Source organism: Bacillus methanolicus PB1, from assembly GCF_000262755.1.
GTDB classification, from domain to species: Bacteria; Bacillota; Bacilli; order Bacillales; family Cytobacillaceae; genus Bacillus_Z; species Bacillus_Z methanolicus.
Map to the genome: position 1 here is coordinate 1200234 of NZ_AFEU01000003.1, position 25011 is coordinate 1225244.

Below are 25011 nucleotides of genomic sequence, written 5' to 3' on the forward strand. Positions count from 1 at the left end.
ATATTATCACACCTTCGATTGTTATGGAAAAAATAATTTGTGCCCCATGTTTATGATCTTACTTCAGTTCGAAGTGGTCAGACCACATTAGCCTCTTTATCTTATATCACAACTTTATAAGCTGTAAAGATTATTTCCTAAAGATAACATTGCTCTTGCCCAAAAAATCCTTCAGTTCAATCAGACACTCTTCCGACGGATCGATTCTGTCTTCGCCAGACAGCAATACGGTTTTTTCAACCCGCTCGTAATAAAGAACAATCCTTGTTTTACCTTTATATTTCTGTATGATAGATTTTAAAACTTGCAGCTGTTCAGGTGACTGCTTTTCTGTTTCGATTCTTAAATATAAAGTAGGACCTTCTTTTTTCAACCGGTCTTCAATTTGGCGGATATCCTTTGCATTTTGAATAATGAACTGCTTGTTTCCCCCGCGCTCTTCAAGCTTTCCTTCAAACAGTAAAATGCTCCCTTGTTTTAAAAGCCCGCCGATTTTTTTAAAAGAAGCCGGAAAAACAACACCTTCAATTTCCCCGCTCGGATCACTTATCGTCAAAAACGCCATCACTTCTCCTTTTTTTGTTCTAATCTTTTTTAGTTCTGTAATATATGCGGCAATATGCATGGACCTGCTGCCGGGAGCCAATTCTTCCAGCTGATTTATTCCTGCCCTTTTCAGCAGATCTTCGTATACAGAAACCGGGTGTTTTGATAAGTAAAAACCTAGTACTTCTTTTTCAAATGCAAGTTTGTCTTCGTTGTTGATCGGATCCACCTGCATATATTTTGGCTTAAGAAAAAACTCTTCCTCAGAAAATAAATCATATTGGTTTGTGTCATCAGGTTTTACGAGATGTGCATGTTCCAGTGCAATATCAATTGTGGCAAGCAAAACGGCCCGGTCTTGCCCAAACTCATCAAAACTTCCCGAATGAATTAGGGCTTCAAGAGTCTTTCGATTGACTGCCTTTGAAGATACCCGCAAACAAAAATCAAATAAATCATCAAACCGTTTTGTCCTTCGGGCCCGAAAGATTTCCTTTAATGCCGCTATTCCCACTCCTTTAATGCTTGAAAGGCTGTAGCGGATTGCCCCGTTTTCAACTTGAAAGGAATAACCGCTTTTGTTTATTGAAGGAGGGAGAATCTTCAAACCCATTTGCTTCAGTTCGCGAACATATTGCACGATTTTTGTTTCGTTTCCGGAAACAGATGTAAGAAGGGCCGCCATAAAATAAAGCGGATAATGTGCCTTTAAATAGGCAAGTTGATAAGCGATAATGCTGTATGCCACTGCATGGCTCCGGTTAAATCCGTAATTGGCAAATTTAACAATCAAATCATAAATTTGATGAGCCGTTTGTTCGCTGTAGCCTTTACTTATTGCACCTTTCACAAAATGATTCCGTTCTTTATCCAGGACGTCGCGCTGTTTTTTTCCGACAGCGCGCCGAAGGAGATCCGCTTCCCCGAGAGAAAACCCTGCCATTTTTGAAGCAATTTGCATAATCTGCTCCTGATAAACAATAACACCGTACGTATTTTTTAAAATTGGCTCAAGATCCGGATGCGGATAATCTATCTTTTGACGTCCGTGCTTCCGATCGATATAAATCGGGATATTTTCCATTGGGCCCGGGCGGTAAAGGGCATTAACCGCAACAATATCCTCAAAGTTCGTCGGCATTAAGCGTGTCAAAACTTTGCGCATTCCCTCTGATTCAAGCTGAAAAATTCCTGTCGTATCTCCCTTGCTTAATAACGCAAAGGTTTTAGGGTCATCTAAAGGAAGGTCGTGAATATTCACCTTTGTTCCTGATTTTCTTTGAATGGAACCAATAATTGCTTCGATCAACGATAAATTTCTTAAACCAAGGAAATCCATTTTTAATAACCCGATATCTTCAAGATGTTCCATTGAATACTGAGTTAAATAAACTTTTTCATGGCCGCTCTGGATCGGGATGACATTTATGAGCGGCTCTTCGCTTATCACAACTCCGGCCGCATGGGTTGATGTATGTCTTGGCAAGCCTTCAAGCTCTAAGGCAGTTTCAAACAGTTTTCGATTATAGTTCGATTCACTCACAAACATACGAAGCTGTTCAGATTCCTTGTATGCATCTTTCAAACTGACTCCAAGCCTTGATGGGATCATTTTTGAAAGCTTGTCAAGTTCTTTTGTATTAAGGCCAAATACCCTGCCTACATCTCTGATCGCCGCCTTTGCCGCCATTGTTCCAAATGTAATAATTTGCGCAACATGAAGCTCTCCGTATTTATCCACGACATATTCGATTACTTCATCGCGGCGGTTGTCAGGAAAATCAATATCGATATCAGGCATGGAAATCCGTTCGGGATTCAAAAACCGTTCAAAAAGCAGCTGATGCTTAATCGGATCAACATCTGTTATGCAGAGAACATAAGCCACGATGGAGCCAGCTGCAGATCCCCGGCCAGGCCCTGTTAAAATTCCCCGGTTGCGGGCAAACTTCATAAAATCCCAAACGATCAGAAAATAATCACTGAATTTCATTCTCTTTATTACGCCGAGCTCATACATTAAGCGTTCTATATGCTCTTGTGCTTTGTTCTTATATCTCTCGTTCAAACCTTGCAAACAAAGCTTTTCAAGATAACTGTCTGCCGTTTCGCCTTCCGGCACCGGATACTTCGGCAGAAATTGTTTATCCATTTCCATAAAAACATTGCATTGTTCAGCAATATAAATCGTATTTTCCAGTGCATCGGGATATTCATAGAATAACTCTGTCATTTCCTCTGCTGTTTTGAAATAAAATTGATCGCTCCCAAGACGTTCACGGCCCTCATCCTGCAGTTTTTCACCATTTTTGATTGCCAGCAGACATTCGTGGGCAAATGAATCTTTTTGCTCTAAATAGTGAACCCGGTTTGTGGCTGCAGTCCCAATCCCGGTTTCTTCCGCAAGCTTTGCCAATTCAGAAATTAAATGCTGTTCCTCTTTTATTCCATGGTTTTGCAGACTGATAAAAAAGGAATTTTTTTCAAATATACTTGCAAGAAATTGCACGGCTCGCTTTGCTTTTTCCGTCTCATTATTTAGTAAATAATGCTCAATTTCACCTTCCATCCCCGGTGTTAAGGCAAATAACCCTTGAGAATAATGCCTGAGCCACTTAATCGGAATTCCTTGGGGAGATTTCGTTTGGACGACACTTGTAATTTTTAGTAGATTTTTAAATCCGGTTTGATTTTTTGCCAATAGCACAAGCGGAAAAGAGCTTGATTCAGTTAATTCGCTTAAAACATCCACTGTCAGCCCTAAAATAGGCTTAATCGAATTCTTTATGCACTCTTTATAAAAAGCAACAGCAGCATACATGACATTGCGGTCAGTTAACGCAACTGCCGGAAACCGTTTGTTTTTTGCTTCGCTGACTAATTGTTCGATCGTAATTGTGCTGGTGAGAAGACTGTATGAACTATATACATGAAGGTGAATAAATGACACGATTTTCACACCCTTACTGCTTCTTCTATATCTAATTATAGAACTTCATTTCTAAAAAAGAAAATATGTTCTCATTTTTGCAAGATGTTAGTAAATAAAGGGAATTACGATATATTCAAAAAGCGCCATTAAGCCACGGAAACCGGGCTATAAATTCTTAAAGCGATCAATAAAGAGATTCCTGATTCCTGGGAGTTGAAATGTAAGAAACATATTCATAATGGTTTGTCCATATAATGAATTACAAGGGTCATTCCAAAAAGGAGATAGGGATGGATTAATCTATGAAACAAGAACCTTTTTTTATTGGTCTAATTGAAACTTATTTTATTGCTCTCGGAGTTTTGCTCGGCGGTGCTTTAATCGGCGGGATGGCTGCATTTTTAACGGGGAAGCCCCTGTTGACAGAAATCTACCGTATTGCCGCTTCTATACGGATATGGGCCATTATTGCAGCGATTGGCGGGACGTTTGATACCGTGTACAGCTTTGAGCGGGGTTTGTTTGATGGAGAAACAAAAGATATTTTTAAACAGTTCTTGTTGATTCTTTCCGCACTTGGCGGAGCGCAAACCGGTGCTTTACTAATAAACTGGCTGACGCAGGAGTATACCTCTTCATGAGAATTCCTCCATACTATCGGCAAACGGGCTGGCAAAGATTTCTCGCAGGTATGGCAATCGGTGGATTTATCAGCTGGACTATTTTTTTATATATTTTCGGTTCATGGCAGGAGATTCAAAGCAAGGAGATAGAGCGGCAGAAAGATGAAATTGCGGATCTAAAGAAAGCAGTGAAAATCTGGCAAGAAGATTTTAATAAGCTGAATGAAAAAAACCAAGAGCAGTTAACTGTTCAAAGTATTAAAGTTAAAATTACAAATTTCGAAAAATATAAATTGGATATGTTAAGTGTTTCTGAAATTGAAGAAGGAATAAAAGAGGATATCGATTTGGTCATGGCTAAAGACCTCGAATCCGTTTATAATAACAGGGACTTAATCCAAAAAGTCATTGAAAATAAAGTGTTTATATTAAACGAAAAAAGATACAAACTGCAAGTGAAAGAAATGATCATCTATACGACGTTGCAAATTCAGCTTCAGTTAATTCTGGACGGCTGATATAATTCCGGGACTGACTCATAAGCAATGGGGCAGCCCCTCCATACAACATATAATAATACTAATAAACCATTCAATATTTTCTTTTTCGGTGGGGGCCAGTTCCTTTAACAAAGCCCCCAGGAGTCTATACTTCAAGATGTGAAACGGATAAGTGGAGGTCTTTCTTAATAGTGCATGCACGCCTGATCCATATCTTTTAACACTGCTTCTTTTTCATCCCATGAGTAAATGGAAGCTCCGGCAGCAAGCGGATGGCCGCCTCCTTTATATTTTCTGGCAACACTGTTAATAACCGGGCCTTTTGAGCGCAGCCTAACGCGTATTTGATCCTCTTCTTCAATAAAAAAGGCCCATGCCAGAACTCCTTCAATATTTCTAAGCGAACCGACCAAGAGAGAAGCTTCAGCTGGTCTCACCTTATATTCATCAAGCAGTTCTTTTGATAAAACCATTGATGCGACTCCGCTCGGCCGAATATCAAAGTTTTGTAAAATATGCCCGTGCAATTTCACGACATTCGGCTTAAGTTCATACATCTTATCATACAATTCCGTACGGGAAAAACCGTAGCGGATCAGTTCGCCAGCATAGCCGAACGTTTTTTCGGTCGTACTCGGATAAAGAAACCTTCCGGTGTCGCCGACAATTCCCGCATACAAAAGCCTTGCTGCTTCATCTGTCATTTTAAGACCTTTCTCTTTGCCAAATAAATAAAACTCATAAATCATTTCACTTACAGAACTTGCATCCGTATCAACCCAAATTAAATCCCCGTACGGGTCTTCATTCGGATGATGGTCAATTTTTATCAATTTTTCACCAAGATGATAGCGGCTATCACAAATCCTCTCTGTATTTGCAGTGTCGCAAATAATAACGAGCGCACCTTTGTAAGTTTCATCTGATATCGTATCAAGTCTGTTTAAATAGTGAAGGGTGGGCTCTTCCTTTCCAACTGCGTAGACTTTTTTCTCAGGATAAGATGCTTTCAGAATTTCTACCAATCCTCCCTGAGAACCGTAGGCATCCGGATCAGGACGCACATGGCGATGGACAATAATCGTTTCATATTGCTCAATAGCTTCTAAAATTTTCTCTTTCATAATTTTGCTCCTTAATAATTTAATAATCAATTATTCCAACACTTTAACGCATTAACGTGACGCGGGTCTGGCCCTCAACGATTTAACGCGTTAATACACTAAAATGTTTCACGCGTAAAAAGGGCAGCTTCCTGTGTAGCATTTCCCTTCCAAAATCGTTAAAATAATAGAAGATTGTCGAAAATGGAGGAATTGAAATCATGCCTGTATTAGTCATTTTAATCATTATGTCTCTTTCTTTCTATGTATTTTATAAAATTAAATACTTTAGGTCCACCCGCCATGCTGAAAAGCAATGGATCTCAGCCAAATCGAGGACCGCCCTCGGTTTATTTGTTGGGTTGTTCGGCTTAAATCAACTGTTCCTTTATCATACAACAGTCACCTATATTGTTGCCGCTCTATTTATCATTGTCGGAGGATTAAGTGTCTGGGGCGGCATAAAAGCATATAAATTTTATCTTCCGCACGCTGTCAAAGAAGCTGAGAAGCTTTCAAACAAATAAAATTAAAAGGGCTGAATCATAAAGGTCTGACTCCCTCTATATACTGCATTGGAGGGGTCTGACCCGTGTTAATTTCTATCAATAAGCTGGCACATCATCATAGCCTTTCCTACTAGCACCCCTTCGTTAAAGACCTCGACATCGACTTTCCCGAATTTCCGTCCTACTTCGAGAACCCTCGGATATACCTCTAGCTTGCTTTCGATTTGCACTGGTTTAATAAAATAGGTCGTCATATTCTCTACTACTAGATCGCCTTTTTTATAGCTTCTAAGCACCCGGTTAGCTGCTTCCGTAACAATTGTGGTGAATACTCCGTATGAAAGTGAACCAAGATGGTTCGTCATTTGCGGTGTTACTTCACATCGGAAGGCATTTTCGCCTTTCGTATTACCCTCGATTACAGTTAATTGGCTTGTGACAATATCATCGAGCGTTTCTCCAACCTGTGGCTGCCGTTGTATCATTTGCAGCGCTTTTAGAACATCCTGCCTGCTAATAATCCCTTCAAGCTTATTGCTGTCATCTACAACAGGTAATACTTCAATTCCTTCCCAGACCATGATATGTGATGAAGAAGCAACACTCGTTTTTCCGCTGACTGTTATCGGGTTTTTTGTCATGATTTTCTCAATCGGCGTTTCCGGCGGATGACCGATAATATCCTTTGATGTTACCATTCCTTGAACCTTCATATTTTGATCAACGACAGGAAACCGGCTGTGCATGGTTTCATTGTTATATTTATACCAATCTGACACATGATCATTCATTTTTAAATATATCGTCTCCGAAAGCGGTGTAAGGATATCTTCTACGAGGACAATTTCTTTTTTGATCAGTTGGTCGTAAATAGCGCGGTTAATCATCGTTGCAACGGTAAACGTGTCATAGCTCGTTGAAATAATCGGAAGCTGAAGCTCATCTGCCAGTTTTTTTACGTCTTCTTCCGTATCAAATCCGCCTGTTATAAGAACGGCAGCTCCGGCTTTAAGGGCAAGCTCATGGGCTTTTGTCCTGTTTCCGACAATTAACAAGTTTCCTGCCCCTGTATACCTCATCATTGCTTCCAGCTTCATCGCACCGATAACAAATTTGTTTAGAGTTTTATGCAAACCGGCCTTGCCGCCCAAAACCTGACCGTCGACAATGTTTACTACTTCCGCAAAGGTCAGCTTTTCAATATTTTCTTTTTTCTTTCGTTCGATACGAATTGTTCCGACCCGTTCAATCGTGCTGACATACCCTTTAATTTCCGCGTCTTTAATTGCTCTGTACGCCGTTCCTTCACTTACGTTAAGCGCCTTGGCGATCTGGCGGACAGATATTTTTTCCCCTACCGGAAGTTCATCAATATATCGCAAAATTTGTTCATGCTTCGTTGCCAAGACCTTCACCCTTTATTTAAGTTTTCGACATTTCTTTAAGTTAATTATAAGGTGAATGTCTATCTGAATTCAATTCGATACTTCGTGGTTTTTAGGAAACGATTATTGATTTTTCCATCATTCCTACAGAAAAATTTTTTTAATTAGAAAAAAATTCTTTTATTTTCAATATTTAGAAACAAACTCGTAAGAAAATAGATAATGAAAAGGCCAAGTGGTAAAATCGTATAGATTTGATCCATAAATAAAAAGCCGACAACGGATGTATAAATTATGACGGCAAATGTATGAAAAAAGTATCCTTTGCTTTTATACAAAGTAACAAAAGGAAAAAAGTGAGCACCCGTTAAGATAGCGATAATAAAGGGAAGCCATTGAATCCGTTCCATATAAATCAAGACGAGGATCGGTGCAAATAGGATTTGCATCCCACCCATTGCTCCAGCCAGATTTGATAAAGGATTTCCTTTTGCAAAGAAATCTATGTTAAGAGTCTTAGAAACTAATATACCTATAGGAAAAAGCAATCCAGCTCCAATTAATAAAAATAACCCCATAATTTTAATATCAAGATCTGCAAAACTTGCGGTCCAAAAAATTAACCAATATAGTGCTCCTACATAAAACATTGCAACCCCTTTTTTTGTTCTTTTCATCAAATCCAGTTTCGCACGACTCACTTCCAACTAATCATCTCTCCTTTTCATTTCATCTCAATTCTGAACTTTACTTTTTTCAAGAAACCCTCCATGAGAGCTCTATCATTATTTTATAAGAGGTCCTTGGAGTAGTTTCTATGAATTTTCAAAATACTGATTAAGACTCAAATAACTGCCTTTTTCAGCTTCCTTCTTATATGAAAAATACGAGATTTTACAGTGCCCACAGTTAATTTTAATATTTTTGCAATTTCTTTTTCTTTAAGGCCGTATTGAGTTTTTAATAAAAGTAACTGTCGTTCTTGTGGTGAAAACTCTTTTAAAAATTGCTGAATATCTTGCTTGAGCAACATTAGTTCTACTCTACTTTCCACATTCTCCTTCATATTTATCAGCTGCTCATTACAAAGGGTAATATCATTAGAAATAACACAACTATTTCTCTTTTCCTCCCTTAAAAAATCGATGGCTGTTCTTTTTACGATTGAAGCTAACCATGAACCTAATGTATCAATGTTCTTTATTGTATCTTGCTTCTTATATGCTTTAAGAAACGATTCTTGCAGGATATCTTCAGAAAGATATGAATCTCTTATTATAAAATAAGCAATTTTATAAAGCCTATTATAATTCGAATGGTATATTTCGTTAAAGTCATATTCAAAACCATTTTTTTTATTGATTGTCATTACCCTGACCCTTCTTTTTCGATTTTTTTCTTTCGCTATAATTTGAAGATAATATATTTTTTGGTATCTTTTCATCAATCCCACAATCAGTGTCTCTTATCCCGCAATATCACGCTTGTTAAATGGAACCCAGGTTAATAACAAAAAGACTAGATAATAAACCGCGAGAACGGTGAGCGAGAAATTTAAGGACATCCCCTCTTTTATTGGTGAACCATTGATATATTGGCTGAGATTTGTATTAGCAAAAAGAATGTATTTCCCCCAATCATATTTGATTAATAAATTCGTTATTGTAGTTCCCATCAAAACGAAAAAAATGCTGATTCCGATCGAAATTGCTGATGATCTAAACAGAGTTGAGATTAAGAAAGCGAACGTAGTCATAATCAACAGAGAGATACAATTCAATCCGTAACTCTTAAAAATATAGATTACAGGGTTTACTTCAATTACTTTGCCTTCAGAATATGTTAAGTAATTTGACGTAATGTGATCGAAGCCAAAAAATAGTCCTCCTATTATAAATGATGCGGCAAACAACAGAAAGAGCAGTTCCAGGACGAAGGTAAAAGTAGATAAGTATTTAGACAGCAATATTTTTGATCTACTTACAGGTCTGATCATGAGTAATTTTATAGTTCCCCATGAAAATTCATTCGCAATGCTTCCGGCAGCCAGAATTATGGCAAAAATCGTTATTATATCAACAGCAAAGCTTGTGATATTTACAAAAGACCAAAGGCGGCTTGGAGCCAGATTTTTTTCCAGTCTGTAGTTATTCATATCAATTTCTTTTTGAATATCATACTTTAGACTGGCAGGAAGCTTTTCATCTGCTAACAATTTTTGATTTTCTTTGATCTTTTGATTTGCCACTGTTTTCCAATCATTCATATCTCCTTTTTTGTCTGCATCATATTTTCCTATTAAAGCAGTTCCTAAGATAAGGAGTAAGAGCAGTATTCTCATCACCAGCGGACCTTTTTGCCTATTTAATTTCTTTCTTTCATTCATGACTAAACTAAACAATATTGTTCCCTCCTGTCACTTCCAAAAATCTCTCTTCCAATGATTTCGTAGCTGGAACGACACCATAAACTTTTATATCATTATCGATTAAATAACCGATTAAGGCTGGGATGTCTTCTTTGTTTAAATTCAAGACAATATCGTGATCCTTAATCTTCGCTTTTTTGCTATTAAAATACATATTAATTAAATTTAAAGCTTCATTTTTAGGTTCAGTCTGCAATATATAATTTGTTTCCGATGTTTCAATAAAATCATTTATCCGCTGTACGTCTAATAGTTCTCCTTGTTGAATGATAGCAATTCTGTCAGCCATTAATTCCATCTCTGCTAATAAATGACTCGATACGATAACGGCCAAGTTTTCTTCTCTCGCTAATTTTCTTAAATAATCCCTAATCTCCCTTATTCCTGCAGGATCAAGGCCATTTGTCGGTTCATCAAGTATTAACAGCTTTGGCTTATGAAGTAACGCTTGAGCAATACCTAATCGTTGCCTCATCCCAAGAGAATATGTCTTCGCCTTATTGTGGATGGCATTCTCAAGACCAACTAACTTTACGACTTCCTGAATTCTGTCTTTCGTAACCCCCTTTGACATTTTTGCAAAAAACTCTAAGTTTTGATATCCAGACATAAACTTATACATCTCCGGATTTTCTATAATTGCACCAACAAAAGAAATAGCTTGTTCAAAGCTACGTGAAATGCTTACCCCATTTATTTTGATTTCACCTTCCGTCATGGAGCTCAGCCCAACAATCATCCTGATAGTAGTCGTTTTTCCAGCACCATTCGGACCTAATAAACCAAGGACTTCACCTGAAAAAACATCAAGGTTTATTCCCTTGATAATCCATTTTCCATTTATTCTTTTTTTGACATTATTCAACTGAACAATTGGAATGTTTTTCAATCCATCTTCCTCCTTTGTTAATCCTTAAAATTAGTATAGATCGCTAAAATTAAATGAATCTTAAATCGAACTTAAATTGAGCTTAGAAAAAACCTAAATAATAAGGCCCAATGAACAATAGTTCATTGGACCAACTCATAATTCTATTTAAAATTAAACGTGTTGATACATATTTTTATAATCTTGGTCATCTGAAACAAACTTTGTTACCTGATCGGGAAAAGGTAAAAAATGGTTTGACCTCGGCTATGATTCCAGCCATGAAGGAAAATTATATTTTTTTTGACTGGTGTTCCAGGTATCCTTACTTACATATTTTACACTTCCTTCTCAAATTTGTACCCTAACCCCCGAATAGTTTTTAAATACTTAGGTAATTTGGGGTTTTCTTCGATTTTTTCTCTAATTTTTGAGATATGTACATTAATGGTATTATCCTCTTCCCCACCCCCGAGGTAGTAATCATTCCATACTTTTTCGAATATTTGCTGTTTTGTGTAAACTCTACCAGGAGAGGACATTAATAATTCTAATATTTTGTATTCCGTTTTTGTAAGGGCTTTTGGATTGCCTGCTATAATAATTGAAAAGGAGTCCAGGTCAAGTTGAAGATCACCAACTACAACTCTAGTAGATTCTTTTTCTTTAATTTCTTTATGAAAAGCATTATTAAAAATATAGCTTCTTCTTAATTGTGCCCGAACTCTTGCTACTACTTCAAGAGGGTTGAAGGGCTTTGGAATATAATCATCTGCTCCTAGTCCCAAACCCAATATTTTATCGGAATCTTCACTTTTTGCTGAAAGAATAATAATTGGAAGGTGAAAATCATTTCTTAATTTTTTTATTAATTGAAAACCGTCAATATTTGGCATCATTAAGTCCACTAAAACTAAATCAATATTTTGATTCTTTGTAATGATATCTAATGCCTGAGCTCCGTCATATGCCTCCTGGATTTTATATCCTTCATTTTCTAAATATAATCTTAATAACTCTACGATTTCGGGTTCATCATCCACAATCAATAAAGTCTTATCCATCCCTGCTCTCCTTTCGTTTTATAAAAACGACCGTGCAATCTCAACTGAACAGGATCCCCTACGCAGCATGAATTAGAGCAAATAAAAGTGGTGTGATTAAAAATACTGAAAACCGGTGTCACGAATCCAGCCTAATCGCCGCTGTATTACACCGCTTAGGATCAACAGCATAATAACTTATTTACACGGTGATATTGCGAGGCAATTGAATAATAAAATTCGTTTTACCTCTAATCGGTTTTGTATCCAGATATAATTTTCCAAGATGCAGCTCTACGATTTTTTTCGTAATTGCTAGTCCTAAACCAGAACCCCCATCGTTAATTCTGCTTTTGTCTCCTCTTACAAAAGGTTCAAATAGATTGTTGGCAATTTCATCGCGAATTCCTATTCCGTTATCTCCAATTTCTATAGTTAAGTAATCTTTTAGTTTCCTCAATCTAATAAAAACAATGGTTTTTTCTGGATTGTATTTTATTGTATTTTCCAATATATTTGAGATAGCTCTATAAAGCAACTTTTGATCAAAAGGATATAATATTTTATCTGTTGGAATGTCTATGGATAATTGCATTTCCTTTTCTGCAAACAAATCATAATATCCTACAATGACTTCTCGATAAAACTCACAAATATCTTTTTCCTCTCTATTAATTGGATAATCTGGACTATCTAATTTTGAAAACATAAAAAGTTCATCAATTAATGTGGTAACTCTCATCGACTTATCATAAATGTATTTGATATATTTCTTGGCCTGTTCTTGATCGTCTACAATTCCTTCGTATAAAGCTTTCGAATATCCTTGAATCGTAGTCATTGGTGTTTTAAGATCATGTGAGATATCTGCCAGCATTCTTTTCTTACTTTCCTCAATAAGTGTTTTTTCTTGATTTTTAATTTCTAGTTCTTCAGCCGCACGTTTAAGATTTTCACTCATTTCTTTATATCGTAAGGAAGACTTCATGATAAATGGAAGTATACTCCCACCGAACAAAGGAGGAATCATGCTGATAAGCAAATATATGTGTTCAACAATTCCTGTCTTATAAACAAGATATAAACTGAATAAAGTAAAGCTTCCGCAAAGCACATACATCCATCGAAGAGGCAAGCGAACTAAATGAAACGTAAAGATAAAAATGATGTAAAAATACATCGGATTGTACAAATATCCAAGTACAAGAGTCAATGCTATTTCAGCTGAAATTAAAAATAACGAAAGGTGCGGACTCCAAAAAACTTGTCTATAAATAATTAGAAGAATTACCAGTAAAAAAAGGCCTGGAAAAAGCTTATGAGGCGGTTCCTGAAGCAAAAAGTAGAACGGAATACAAAGATTTGCCAGATAAATATATGGAAGATAACCTTCTTCTATAGGAAATATATTTTTTTTAAAACGTGTAACCATGTGAAATTCCATCCTTGTTTTTTGAAAAATAATTAAATTTAAAAATCTTATTCTTCTATAATTTTTCAATGTATTGAATAGTTTAAAAGTATTTTTCTTACATAACAAGATAATTCATTTTCATTTTAATTAACTATTCAAATTAAAATTAATAAATAATTAAATACCCTTTCTAATCAACTTGATTTGCAGCAAAAAGTTTTTCCCCTTTTAATTCAATTACCATATATTTCGATACTTCTTTCTAGACCCGGTCTCTTCCTTTGGAAATATGGTATAGCTAAAACTAATAGAAAAATCAATAAAAAGTACAAAAAACCAGAGTTTCATCACATTATAAAGTTCTTTGGTCCTATCTGGATCTCCCACAAATACAATGAAACCAATTAATAATGCATTTCCAATTCCCCAGCCTAATAAATGTCGATACCAACTTTGTCTTTGAATTTTGGCATGTTCAATACCGTATTTTTCCTTTTGAATTGGTTTAGAACTTGTTGAATTTTTATTTACAAAACGTTCGTCTGCCCATTTCATTAAACGCTTTCCGAAAGCTGCTGTCATCCCTATATAATAAGCAGCCAAACCATGGAAGAAATTTGCATTTTCACCATGCTTTAAATCGATCATCGTAGCTATGATTAATATTAGGTCGATAAGTGGTGTACACCACAAAAAGAAAGCTCCAATTCTTTTTAGTTTTAATGCATACCTCAAATACAAGCCCGTAAAAATTAAAATCCAAAATCCAATTTCACAAGCTATAATTAACCACCCAATCATTTCTTTACTCCTTTTTATCAAATTGTATTAAAAGAACAATGGAAAATGAATATAGAACTGGAGCACCTCTTACCCATATTTCTAATTTTCAATCTTTTTGTTACTCAACAACAAACATAAGCTTCTGCCAAATTATTTACTCAATGACGTAAAAATATCATATTAGTTGATCCAGTTATTTATCCCATGACCATTTATTCTTAATTTAACATCTGAATCTTAATTTAAACTTAAAAATAAATTAATAAATATAATTATTAATCCTACATAGATAAGTAACGAGTTAACACTTGACTGTTGCAAAAATTTGTCATCTAAATTTGTCTAGGAATCTTTTATGATAAGAACAATTGTTGAATCCTTAAAATAAAAAAGGACATTCTACCTCATTTGGTGAAATTTGTGGTTTGCAAGCCCAAATACCCAATAAAAGAGAATGTCAATACTATGGTAAACTTTTATTCTCATATCTTCGATTTTATTTTAGCATTATAAGTATCATTTATCTAATCGTTATAAGAACGGGCTTTCTTTCTTGACGGTCTTCGATGAATCATCCGCTTACCCCTCTTTGCCGTTTTAGGCAAATATAATAAAGCTGTCAAATTTCCGGAAATGACTAAAAGAGCAAAAGCCAGCCAGACCAGTGCAAAAATCCCCTCAATCCCTTCAGCAAAAACAGATAAATTCGGAACAGCATAATAAAACAGAAGTGCACAAATTAGCAAACAAAGCAAATACCGATTCTTCATCCTTTTCCCTCCCTCTATATACTTTAATTTTCTCCCGAATACTCCCGTTTTCTCTAAATTTCATTAACACCTAATAGTTGATCCACCGAAAATCATGGTTATAAATTGAATTTCTTTAAATTCCTTACAGATGGGGGGCCATCCTATCAACCAAACTGGTATTGTTTGGTAATAACAGTTATGACCGTGCGCAAAATCTCCACTCATCTCACGGTCGCTAACCCTCCCATGTATCACCGGATTGGGATCCATACATTCCTTCGTCCTGCGTATCCATGAGGTGGAGGTCGGATAAGCTCCTCGGCTGGGTCATAAGCCCGTATGGTAAAAATAAACTCCGACTCGGCACTATTGGTGTTTGTCTTTAGAAATACTTGAAGTATTCGATAGTAATTTGGTTAATAAGTTGGTTAATAAATCGGTTTAAGCAGCTTGTAATGTAATTTGAGGCAATCCTCGCAATAATTTTGAACCATCAAATTCACACTGTTTTTGACCAATGACAAATAAGACACGTAATAGCTTACAACACAGGGCGATGAGGGACTGTTGCTTTTTTAAAGGCCTTTCAGATCGTTTTGTATAGTATTGATGTAAAGCTTTAAAAGTTGGATTATGGGCAACGAGTGGCCGAATCGCTAAGTACAGAGCTTTACGCAGCCTACTTCGTCCCCGTTTCGTTATTCTGGTTTGTCCTTTAAATTTTCCAGAACTATGCTCACGTAATGAAAGGCCTGCCAGATTAACTAATTGCTGAGGGTGACTGTACTTTGTGAGATCACCCACTTCAGCGAAGAATAGAGCGACTGTTGTAACACCTAACCCAGGAATATTCATCATTTGCTTAGCACCTGGGATCGTTTCTACAAGAGCTTCTAGCTCCTGATCCAACTCTTCCAACTGCGTTTGATAAAGCTCATATTGGTCAATCAGATATTCCATTTCACGTTTGGCAAACTGAATCCCGATTTGAATTCCAATGCTCTTTTTGGCCGTTTCTACTAGTTTCGTTGCTCGCTTTATTCCAACTGCTCGTTGTACAAATGGCTTCCACTTTGAGAGAACCTCTTCAGGTGTCATTTCTTTAATTTGAGAAGGAAATGGAAACAGTTTTAGCGTGCAAAGAGCTGCTTTTCCTTCCCAATCCCCGAAAACATCGAAAAACTCCGGAAAATAACGTTGAATCAAATTCTGAATACGCCCTTCTGTGATGGCAAGCTGTTGAGTGAGCTGATCTCTTATTTTGACGCCTTCTCTTAGTTCCGCGTAAATGCCGTCTAAGAGATTTGGTACGGAGTATCGGCCGTCTTTAATCAGCTGTGCAATCACTCTGGCGTCTTTTGTATCGTTTTTTGTTGGAGAATTGTCATCAAACTCTTTGCTTTTCTTTACATGCATTGGATTGACTAATACAAAGTCGTAGCCCTTTGCGGTAAGAAAATAAGCGAGATTTAACCAGTAAGGCCCGGTTGGTTCAACCCCAAAAATCACATGATTCTTATCATTTTCTTTTTGGTGTCGCTTCACCCAATCTAAAAGCATTTGGAAACCATGTATGCGGTTTTCAAAGATCAAGCGTTTTCCAAATTCAATTCCTCGATCATCTTGTGCTCGTGCAACGTGCTTGTCTTTTGCAATATCAATGCCGATAATTAATGTTGATGGTGTGATTTGCGAGATTTTTTGATTTTGCGTATAATTCATATCGAGTCCTCCTTGGTAACTTATTAATTCGGGGTCAATGCATTGACACCCTGTACTATACCAAGAGGGCTCTTTTTGTTTCAAACCTCAAATTTCTTCATTACAGGAATGCTCCTCGTATAGTATTTTTATGCGAAGGGAAAGGAAAAAAGTAGTCCCATTGTCCGCAGCAATTAAGGTCCAGAATATAAAAAGAGGCTGTCTCATAAGGGTCTGACCCCATGGCATTTATCAATATACAGCACATTTATCCAACATTATGTCCTATATATTGTGTTATGGGGTCTGACCCTTAGGCTTTTAAGACAGCCTCTTTTTACCTAACTAGAGTTCAATTGCTTCCCCTGGACGAAGGATTTTTCCGCTTACACCTTCCAGCATGTCAATAAACTTTTTCGGATCCTGCTTAATCAGTGGAAACGTATTATAATGAATCGGAACCACTGTTTTTGCATTGAGCAATTTTGCCGCATACGCCGCATCCTCAGGCCCCATAGTAAAATTGTCGCCGATTGGCAAAAATGCGAGATCAATCGGATGCCGTTCTCCAATCAGCTTCATATCTGAAAACAGGGCCGTATCTCCTGCATGGTATACCGTCTTGCCTTCAGCCATAAAAAGAACGCCGGCAGGCATTCCACCATAAATAATTTCGTTATTTTCCGTAATGATCCCGGTGCCATGGAAAGCCGGTGTTAACTTTAATTTTCCAAAATCAAATTCGTATGCTCCCCCAATATGCATTGCATGAGTATTCAATCCTTTCCAGCTTAAATATGTAGCTAATTCAAAATTTGCGATGACAAGAGAGCTATTTTTCTTTGCAAGTTCGATTGTATCTCCAACATGATCGCCGTGGGCATGGGTGATAATAATTACATCAGGCTTGACATCATCTGCCTTTAAATCAGTTAAATCATTTCCGGAAATAAAAGGGTCGATGAAAATTGTTTTTCCTTTCGTTTCAATTTTTACAACAGAATGGCCGTGGTAAGAAACCTTCATTTTGTACCCTCTCCTTTCAAAGTTGCTTAACATTATATACAATAAAAATTCAACTCGTTCTTTTCACTTCTCTCTATACCCAATATGGCACTGATGTAAAAGTTTATTTTCATGTTGACTATTTGCTATTCTCTAATCATGAACATATAGTAAGACGTACGGCACGATTTAAATTCGTGGTATTTTTAAAAAATAGCTGTTATATGAAAATTATCGCTGTTCTCCAAAAAAAATCGCAATTATATCGAAAAAATCGCTGTTATTTTTAAAAAAATCGCAATTATATCGAATTCGTGTCATCAAAAAAGATCCGGGGCAAGCATGCCACCGGATTTTTTGCTCTTTTTACATATGTTCAAGAATTGTTTTTGTATCAGCATATTCAAGATTATGCGCTTCCGCAACCGCTTTGTACGTAACATTGCCATCAAGCGTGTTAATCCCTTTCAGAAGGGCCTCATTATCCAGGCATGCTTGCTTATAGCCTTTATTTGCGATTTGAATGGCATGTGGCACAGTTACGTTCGTTAAAGCAATAGTAGATGTGCGAGGTACGGCACCTGGAATATTAGCAACTGCATAGTGGACTACTCCATGCTTTACATAAGTAGGGCTGTCATGAGTTGTAATCCGGTCAGTCGTTGCGAAAATTCCGCCCTGATCGACCGCAATATCGACAACAACAGATCCTGGTGTCATCGATTTGACCATATCCTCCGTGACAAGTTTAGGCGCTTTTGCACCAGGAATCAAAACAGCACCGATGACAAGATCAGATTCCTTAACTGCTTCCCGGATATTATATGGATTTGACATAAGCGTCGTTACATCTGTTCCAAAAATATCATCAAGCTGGCGAAGCCGATCAGGATTTAAATCAATAATCGTTACTTTTGCACCAAGCCCGATCGCCACTTTAGCAGCATTTGTTCCGGCCACGCCGCCGCCGATAATTGTTACTTTTGCTCTCTGCACACCTGGGACGCCGGATAACAAAATTCCTTTTCCTCCATTAACTTTTTCAAGGAATTGCGCGCCGATTTGCGGGGCCATCCGTCCGGCGACTTCACTCATTGGTGTCAATAAAGGAAGAGCTCCGTTTGGCAATTGTACAGTTTCATATGCAATGCCAACTACTTTCTTTTCAATCAAGGCTTTTGTTAATTCAGGTTCCGGAGCTAAATGCAAGTATGTAAATAAAATTAAGCCTTCACGAAAATAGCGGTATTCGCTTGGAAGGGGTTCTTTTACTTTCATAATCATATCCATTGACCATGCTTCTTCAGCCGTTTCTACAATTTTTGCCCCGGCCGAAACATAATCTTCATCTGTAAAACCAGAACCGATTCCAGCTCCTTTTTCAATATGCACTTCATGGCCGAAATGAACTAAGTTAACAACACCTGCAGGAGTCATTGCCACACGGTTTTCGTTGTTCTTTATTTCTGCAGGCACCCCAATTCGCATATTTTATAACCCCCTTAAAAATAAAACAAAAACCAATTATAATATAACACCTTTCTCGAAAAAAATTTAAGAAAAATTTTCTAAACTTTTTCATCAATGAAAGCTCTTACATTTTACCAAAAGCTGATTCATATCTTCAACCTCTTTCAGAAAAAGTCAGATTATATAATTAATTATGAATCTATATTAAAAATTATCATTCAACATCAAAAAAAGCTGCCTTGTTCAAGACAGCGTTCTTTGCTGCATATATAAATAAAGGGTAATAGATAAAGGGAAAGTATCATGTACGTTGGGGTAAAAGGCAAGAAAAAGAATTTACTAGTTAGTAGTAATGTCTATGAAGGTTTTATATCCAGAATGTCGGATATTCTCTATTTTCGCGCAAATTATTGATTAATACCGCTAGTAGAACAATGACTATGGAGCCAATTAATACAGGGATAATTAAATAACTCCATTTATACGATCCAAGTATCACAACAATTGGGTCTGCCCCCGCTGGCGGATGAGTCGTTTTTGTCATCATCATGAATGCTATAGCTAATCCTACACCTAAAGCGATAGTCCATGGTTCATTACCTAAAAAATGGTAAACCATTAAACCTACTAGCGAAGAAATGAAGTGTCCGCCTATAATATTCCTCGGCTGAGATAAAGGAGCGTCCCATACACCAAATGCCAACACGCAACTTGCTCCAAATGGGGCCATTAACCAAGTTGCCGGCGTGATCTTTGTTAAAACTGCCAAAACTAAAATAGTAATAAATCCTCCAATTAGTCCAGTCATTGCATCCTTTATATTTACTTTTAAAGGACTTCTTCCCTTCCCCTTCATTTTAGCCAAATAATTAGGACGAGATGGATGCAATACTGCTACTTTCTTCATCGCGGCGTTATTTCCAGATCTCATCTGATCAAACCTCCTTCTACTAATTAATTAAATGAATTTTTAGTAAATTGAATTTTCTGAAAATAAAGACCGTGAGTCGGCCTCTTTTATATGTAAAAGAGCTCTTTTAACTTTTTCTATGGAAAAGGGGCGGAGCTACGCTAACAAAAATAGAATTGGCAAATTATCTATAGCAAGATACTTGTTTAACTTTGTAAATATTTAGATCTCGGCTTCGCTCACACCGCCTTATTAAGTTGGTTCTGTTTTATAATGAAACCTATTCCCATATTAGGGGTTAGGAGTATAAAAAAGTCATGCACGTTTTCAATAATGAAACTATTTGTCCAACTGGAAGCACGCATTCCATTACTGGTTTGCGTGCTTTTCAGTTCCAAGACATTTCTTTGCTTTGCCGATGGCCTTGTAGACTTCGGCAAAGCCTGTTCCTCCTGCACTATTGCGCCGTTTAACAGCATTGTACGGGTTCAGCGCATCGTAAATGTCTTCTTCAAATAAAGGGCTTGATGCTTTAAATTCCTCTAATGTTAAATCAGCTAAAAAGCAGCCTTTTTGGACACATGAAAGCACAAGCTTTCCTACAATTTCATGTGCTTCACGGAAAGGAACCCCTTTATCCGCAAGATAATCAGCAAGCTCTGTTGCATTTGAAAAATCATTCTTTACCGATTTCTCCATCTGTTCTTTATTAACCTTCATTGTGCGGATCATTCCGGCAAAAATCTTCAATGAGCCTGTTACGGTTTTGACCGTATCAAACATTCCTTCCTTGTCTTCTTGCATATCTTTGTTATAAGCAAGAGGCAGCCCTTTTAAGACTGTTAACAACCCGATAAGATTGCCGTAAACCCTTCCCGTTTTCCCGCGAATAAGCTCCGCCATATCCGGGTTTTTCTTTTGCGGCATAATGCTGCTTCCGGTTGAAAAACTATCATCCAGTTCAATAAAGCGAAATTCCTGGCTTGCCCATAAAATGATCTCTTCACTGAATCTTGATAGATGCATCATTAGAATCGAACTGTCCGATAAAAATTCAAGGATAAAATCGCGGTCGCTTACTGCGTCCAAACTGTTTTCATAGATGCCATCAAAACCGAGCATCTCTGCACTGTACTCCCGGTCGATCGGAAAAGTCGTTCCTGCAAGCGCACCTGCTCCAAGCGGCGATCTATTAATTCGTTTCAGACTTTCTGAAAAGCGCTGTTTATCTCGTTCCAGCATCCAGAAATAGGCCATTAAATGATGGGCAAACGAAATCGGCTGAGCCCGTTGAAGATGGGTATAACCAGGCATAATTGTTTCAACATTTTCTTCAGCTTTTTCAAGTAAAACCTCCTGAAACTCGCTGATTAAATCAATGATGATTAACACTTGTTTCCGCAAATATAAATGCATATCAACAGCAACCTGGTCATTTCGGCTTCTTGCTGTATGCAGTTTGCCGCCAACAGGCCCGATTTCCTCAGTCAGCATGCTTTCCAGATTTAGATGAATGTCTTCTAGTTTAATAGAAAAAGAGAGCTCTTCTTTTAATGCCTTTTCCTTTAATCTATTTAATCCTTCAATTATAAGCTTGCCTTCATCTTTTGTAAGAATGCCGCATTTCGACAGCATCGCTGCATGTGCTTTGCTTCCTTCAATGTCTTCGATTACTAATTCCTTATCAAACGTAATGGAAGCTCCGAACTCATCTACCCATTCCTCGGCAGATTTCGTAAACCTTCCACCCCATAGTTTTTTCACACTGTCACCTTCTTGTTGTTTACGATGCTTTGCACTTTTGTCGGAAGACCCCACAGTTTAATAAAACCGACAGCTGCGCTATGGTCAAACGCATCATCAGATGTATAAGTAGCAAGCTTTTCATCATAAAGCGAGTACGGTGATTTTCTTCCTTCAATAATGGCATGGCCTTTAAAAAGCTTGACTCTAACAATTCCCGTTACATATTTTTGCGTTTCTTTTAAAAATGCAGAGAGAGCGTCCTTTAATGGAGAGAACCACAAACCTTCATAAATAATTTCGGAAATTTTCTTTTCAATGATTGGCTTAAAGTGGGCAACTTCTTTGACAAGCGTCAAATCTTCAAGTTCTTTATGCGCCTTAATCAATGTCATCGCTCCGGGACACTCGTATACTTCACGGGATTTTATTCCGACAAGGCGGTTTTCAACATGGTCAATGCGGCCTACGCCATGTTTTCCGGCTAAGATGTTCAGTTCTAAAATTAATTGTGCTAAAGAATAATGTTTCCCATTTAACGTAACAGGGACCCCTTCTTCAAATCCGATTTCAATAATATCCGGAACATCAGGTGTTGTTTCAAGGCTTGCGGTTAATTCATATGCTTCTTCGGGTGGCGCAGCCCATGGGTCCTCTAAAACTCCGCATTCATTGCTGCGGCCCCACAAATTCTGATCAATTGAAAATGGACTGTCAAGATCAATAGGGATTGGAATTCCATGTTTCTTAGCGTATTCAATCTCCTCTTCGCGTGACCAGCTCCATTCACGTACAGGAGCAAGCACTTGAAGATCAGGATTTAATGCATTTATAGACACTTCAAATCTCACCTGGTCATTCCCTTTACCTGTACATCCGTGCGCTACTGCAACTGCTCCTTCTTTTTCGGCAACTTCAACAAGTTTTTTTGCAATAAGCGGACGGGACAATGCCGATACAAGCGGATATTTTCCTTCATATAAAGCATGCGCCTGCAGCGCCATTAAAGCATATTCATTTGCAAATTCCTCTTTGGCATCTATAACATATGATTGAACGGCTCCAACTTTTAGCGCCTTTTGTTGAACAAATTCAAGATCCTTTCCTTCACCTACATCCAAGCAGCAGGCTACAACCGCATACCCCTGCTCTTCCAGCCATTTAATTGCTACCGAAGTATCAAGACCGCCAGAATATGCGAGAACAACTTTTGGTTTAGACACGATGATTCCTCCTCATTATACGAATAAATATACAACTATGTATATTTTTATTCACTAATTGGTATTTACTTTAACAACTTTTACGAAAAATTTCAATAGTTATTCTACAAAATGTAAGAAATTAATTTATATACAAGAATTTTCAGAATTGATAACAAATAAACAAGTAAAAAGGAGGTGACATCATGGCGCTAAGCATTCCAAAAGGACAGTCTCAGCAATTTTTTCAGCAAAAATAGAACAACCAATAGATGCATTCATTCATATGTAATAAAATAGAGATAACAAATCAACATGGGGGCTTAACACGGTGGAATACTTTACAGAAGATAAGAGGCTTGGGATTCCTGTTCCTGATCTTTCAAAAGATTGGGACGAATACAGCCGGGAAACACAGCAATCGATCCTTTTCCATTGGGAAAAAATTCGCGGCAGAATTCCCGATCGTATTGCCGAACTTGAGAGCATCATTAATAAAAAACAAGCAGAATTATCGGACGAAAGTGATTTTAAACGATCGTGCCAACTAAATAGTGAAATAGCCGACCTGGCTTCAATTATTAATGACTTATGGCTTTGGTACAGGACTGATCAAGATATTACACAAAAGGTGCACCAATAGCCGGGACTTTCCCCTAGCTATTGGAAGTCAGCTATTTTATTTTCTATAAGTCTTTTCTCAATTCCCTGACGACATGTCCAAGTTCAGGCAGGATTAATTTGTTCATTGCAAGCCGCACGGCACCGGTTGAACCGGGAGTTGAAAACACAGCCTTATCTTTGATTACACCTGCAGCTGCCCGGGATAAAATTGCAGCTGAGCCGATGTCCTCCTGGTAACTAATCATCCGGAACAGCTCGCCAAAACCGGTGATTTCTTTGTCAATCAGGCTGCTGACTGTTTCAATCGTTACATCCCGTTTGGCAATGCCAGTTCCCCCGTTTGTCAGGATCACGTCAATGTCCGGATTTTGACAGCCTTTCAACACTTCTTCCCTGATCGCAATCTCCTCGTCTTTTACAATAACGTAATCGATGATCGAGTGGCCGGCTCCTTCAAGAAGCTCAATCATCAATTTTCCGCTTTTGTCTGTTCGCTTATCTCGTGTATCACTTACCGTGATCACTTTACATCTGACTTTTCTCGGCGCCTCTTTCTTATGTTCCGTTGTGCTCATTGAAAACCTCCGCTTTTTTCTAATAAATATCTCATTTGATAATATTTTTGGGCAAAATCAGTGACTTTTCTTGTTAATTGATAATTTACTCCGGCCCCGATTGTCATGCTGATAAAAGGGATGCCTTGAACAGAACGGTTTTTAAATAATAAAATCAGAATTCCCTTTAAAACCTGCTTAAGAGGATGTTCAAGCCATGTAACATCTGTCAACTCTTCTTTTCCTTCATAGAAGTAATAATCATTAACATTTTCCAAATCCGCCATTAATTCTTCCCATGCCTTCCCCTGCAGCCTGGCAGGCAAAGTTGCCGCATGAAAAATTTTTAGAGACGTCATCATTTCAAAAGGCGAATTGACTTCAAAACTATAAGTCATCGAAATCAGCTGAACAGCCCGAAGGTTAATGACAGCCATTGCCGGAAGATCGGTTCCAAGCAAAAGAACACTTCCCGTTCCTGATAAACTTCCTTGCACTAACGAATATAGCCGATGACGTGAAATTTGCTGCTGAGCTATGTAACGAAGCTGGTCTATATGTAATTTTTTCAAATCTGATATTGTATGAATATCTTCCTGGAAAACCCGGCCTGCCGTAAGGATTCGTTCCTTTGCATCGTTTTGCAACCGAGATCCCTGGATAAGAGCGTGAAGATGAAAAAGCCAATTGTCCATTACGGAAAAGATTTGATTTTGTGCTTCATCCGGAAGCAAATCAAACGACCGCTCTAAAAATTTTTCATAAGTTGCCTCTAAATCGTTTCTCTCATAACTGTAAAGCTTGCTTTCCCAACCTCTTATTTCATTTAGAACTTCTTTTTCCCGTTCTGTTAATGCCATGGAAAAAAGCCCCCTATTTACAGCATATTTACTTAAGTATAGCATATCATTGGTGT

General features: G+C 37.6%; 23 protein-coding genes and 1 pseudogene. 4 read left to right on the forward strand and 20 right to left on the reverse strand.

Going from position 1 to position 25011, the window contains the following annotated elements:
• Positions 1–130 precede the first annotated feature (130 nt).
• Positions 131–3496, reverse strand: a complete 3366-nt coding sequence (gene dnaE / locus PB1_RS15720) for a DNA polymerase III subunit alpha (RefSeq protein WP_004438847.1) — start codon at positions 3494–3496, stop codon at positions 131–133.
• Positions 3497–3780: 284 nt separating this feature from the next.
• On the opposite strand from dnaE, the gene ytrH reads away from it, so the two are divergent.
• Both ytrH and ytrI read left to right on the forward strand, forming a co-directional pair.
• Positions 3781–4119 (forward strand): sporulation membrane protein YtrH, encoded by a 339-nt coding sequence (gene ytrH, locus PB1_RS15725; protein ID WP_004438849.1) that lies wholly within the window; start codon positions 3781–3783, stop codon positions 4117–4119.
• On the forward strand, positions 4116–4619 hold the full coding sequence (gene ytrI, locus PB1_RS15730) for a sporulation membrane protein YtrI (RefSeq protein ID WP_004438852.1): 504 nt from the start codon (positions 4116–4118) through the stop codon (positions 4617–4619). Before ytrH ends, ytrI begins: the two co-directional genes overlap by 4 nt.
• A 167-nt stretch (positions 4620–4786) precedes the next feature.
• On the opposite strand, the gene PB1_RS15735 is transcribed toward ytrI, so the two are convergent.
• Positions 4787–5725 carry a DHH family phosphoesterase gene (locus PB1_RS15735; RefSeq protein WP_004438855.1) on the reverse strand — a complete coding sequence of 313 codons (939 nt, stop codon included), beginning with the start codon at positions 5723–5725 and terminating at the stop codon, positions 4787–4789.
• Between the two features lie 200 nt (positions 5726–5925).
• Between PB1_RS15735 and PB1_RS15740 the strand changes: the two genes are divergently transcribed.
• Positions 5926–6231, forward strand: coding sequence for a YtpI family protein (locus PB1_RS15740; protein WP_004438857.1), 306 nt, complete (start codon positions 5926–5928; stop codon positions 6229–6231).
• Between the two features lie 68 nt (positions 6232–6299).
• Here PB1_RS15740 and PB1_RS15745 read toward each other — a convergent pair whose 3' ends face one another.
• From PB1_RS15745 to PB1_RS15815, 16 genes and pseudogenes are all read right to left on the reverse strand, one after another.
• The gene (locus tag PB1_RS15745; RefSeq protein ID WP_004438859.1) at positions 6300–7619 is read right to left on the reverse strand and encodes a CBS domain-containing protein; all 1320 of its coding nucleotides are present in this window, start codon (positions 7617–7619) and stop codon (positions 6300–6302) included.
• A 143-nt stretch (positions 7620–7762) separates the two neighbouring features.
• Positions 7763–8299 (reverse strand): DUF7010 family protein, encoded by a 537-nt coding sequence (locus tag PB1_RS15750; RefSeq protein WP_420796302.1) that lies wholly within the window; start codon positions 8297–8299, stop codon positions 7763–7765.
• Positions 8300–8442: 143 nt separating this feature from the next.
• The gene (locus PB1_RS15755; RefSeq protein WP_238533148.1) at positions 8443–9042 is read right to left on the reverse strand and encodes an RNA polymerase sigma factor; all 600 of its coding nucleotides are present in this window, start codon (positions 9040–9042) and stop codon (positions 8443–8445) included.
• A gap of 21 nt (positions 9043–9063) precedes the next feature.
• Complete coding sequence (locus PB1_RS15760; RefSeq protein WP_004438865.1) at positions 9064–9999, reverse strand: ABC transporter permease; 936 nt, start codon at positions 9997–9999, stop codon at positions 9064–9066.
• Positions 9992–10915 carry an ABC transporter ATP-binding protein gene (locus PB1_RS15765; protein ID WP_004438867.1) on the reverse strand — a complete coding sequence of 308 codons (924 nt, stop codon included), beginning with the start codon at positions 10913–10915 and terminating at the stop codon, positions 9992–9994. Before PB1_RS15765 ends, PB1_RS15760 begins: the two co-directional genes overlap by 8 nt.
• Positions 10916–11232: 317 nt before the next feature.
• Positions 11233–11958, reverse strand: a complete 726-nt coding sequence (locus tag PB1_RS15770; protein WP_004438870.1) for a response regulator transcription factor — start codon at positions 11956–11958, stop codon at positions 11233–11235.
• Positions 11959–12139: 181 nt separating this feature from the next.
• Positions 12140–12898, reverse strand: coding sequence for a sensor histidine kinase (locus tag PB1_RS18230; RefSeq protein ID WP_238533138.1), 759 nt, complete (start codon positions 12896–12898; stop codon positions 12140–12142).
• A 123-nt stretch (positions 12899–13021) separates the two neighbouring features.
• Positions 13022–13381: pseudogene (locus PB1_RS18645) on the reverse strand (sensor histidine kinase); the annotation flags it as partial.
• A 207-nt stretch (positions 13382–13588) separates the two neighbouring features.
• Complete coding sequence (locus tag PB1_RS15780) at positions 13589–14152, reverse strand: hypothetical protein (protein WP_004438873.1); 564 nt, start codon at positions 14150–14152, stop codon at positions 13589–13591.
• A gap of 506 nt (positions 14153–14658) precedes the next feature.
• On the reverse strand, positions 14659–14904 hold the full coding sequence (locus tag PB1_RS15785; RefSeq protein ID WP_004438876.1) for a hypothetical protein: 246 nt from the start codon (positions 14902–14904) through the stop codon (positions 14659–14661).
• A gap of 423 nt (positions 14905–15327) precedes the next feature.
• Positions 15328–16608 carry an IS110 family RNA-guided transposase gene (locus PB1_RS15790; protein WP_003349981.1) on the reverse strand — a complete coding sequence of 427 codons (1281 nt, stop codon included), beginning with the start codon at positions 16606–16608 and terminating at the stop codon, positions 15328–15330.
• 324 nt (positions 16609–16932) lie between these two features.
• Positions 16933–17613 (reverse strand): metal-dependent hydrolase, encoded by a 681-nt coding sequence (locus PB1_RS15795; RefSeq protein WP_004438883.1) that lies wholly within the window; start codon positions 17611–17613, stop codon positions 16933–16935.
• A 345-nt stretch (positions 17614–17958) separates the two neighbouring features.
• Complete coding sequence (gene ald / locus PB1_RS15800) at positions 17959–19080, reverse strand: alanine dehydrogenase (protein ID WP_004438885.1); 1122 nt, start codon at positions 19078–19080, stop codon at positions 17959–17961.
• A 349-nt stretch (positions 19081–19429) separates the two neighbouring features.
• Positions 19430–19969 carry an HPP family protein gene (locus PB1_RS15805; protein ID WP_050979113.1) on the reverse strand — a complete coding sequence of 180 codons (540 nt, stop codon included), beginning with the start codon at positions 19967–19969 and terminating at the stop codon, positions 19430–19432.
• A gap of 372 nt (positions 19970–20341) precedes the next feature.
• The gene (gene argH / locus PB1_RS15810; protein WP_004438892.1) at positions 20342–21736 is read right to left on the reverse strand and encodes an argininosuccinate lyase; all 1395 of its coding nucleotides are present in this window, start codon (positions 21734–21736) and stop codon (positions 20342–20344) included.
• On the reverse strand, positions 21733–22938 hold the full coding sequence (locus PB1_RS15815; RefSeq protein ID WP_004438894.1) for an argininosuccinate synthase: 1206 nt from the start codon (positions 22936–22938) through the stop codon (positions 21733–21735). Before PB1_RS15815 ends, argH begins: the two co-directional genes overlap by 4 nt.
• 310 nt (positions 22939–23248) lie before the next feature.
• On the opposite strand from PB1_RS15815, the gene PB1_RS15820 reads away from it, so the two are divergent.
• On the forward strand, positions 23249–23560 hold the full coding sequence (locus PB1_RS15820; RefSeq protein WP_004438897.1) for a hypothetical protein: 312 nt from the start codon (positions 23249–23251) through the stop codon (positions 23558–23560).
• 43 nt (positions 23561–23603) lie between these two features.
• Here PB1_RS15820 and PB1_RS15825 read toward each other — a convergent pair whose 3' ends face one another.
• Together PB1_RS15825 and PB1_RS15830 are read right to left on the reverse strand one after the other, a co-directional pair.
• Complete coding sequence (locus PB1_RS15825; protein WP_004438899.1) at positions 23604–24116, reverse strand: MogA/MoaB family molybdenum cofactor biosynthesis protein; 513 nt, start codon at positions 24114–24116, stop codon at positions 23604–23606.
• Positions 24113–24955 carry an EcsC family protein gene (locus tag PB1_RS15830; protein WP_004438901.1) on the reverse strand — a complete coding sequence of 281 codons (843 nt, stop codon included), beginning with the start codon at positions 24953–24955 and terminating at the stop codon, positions 24113–24115. Before PB1_RS15830 ends, PB1_RS15825 begins: the two co-directional genes overlap by 4 nt.
• Between the last annotated feature and the right edge of the window lie 56 nt (positions 24956–25011).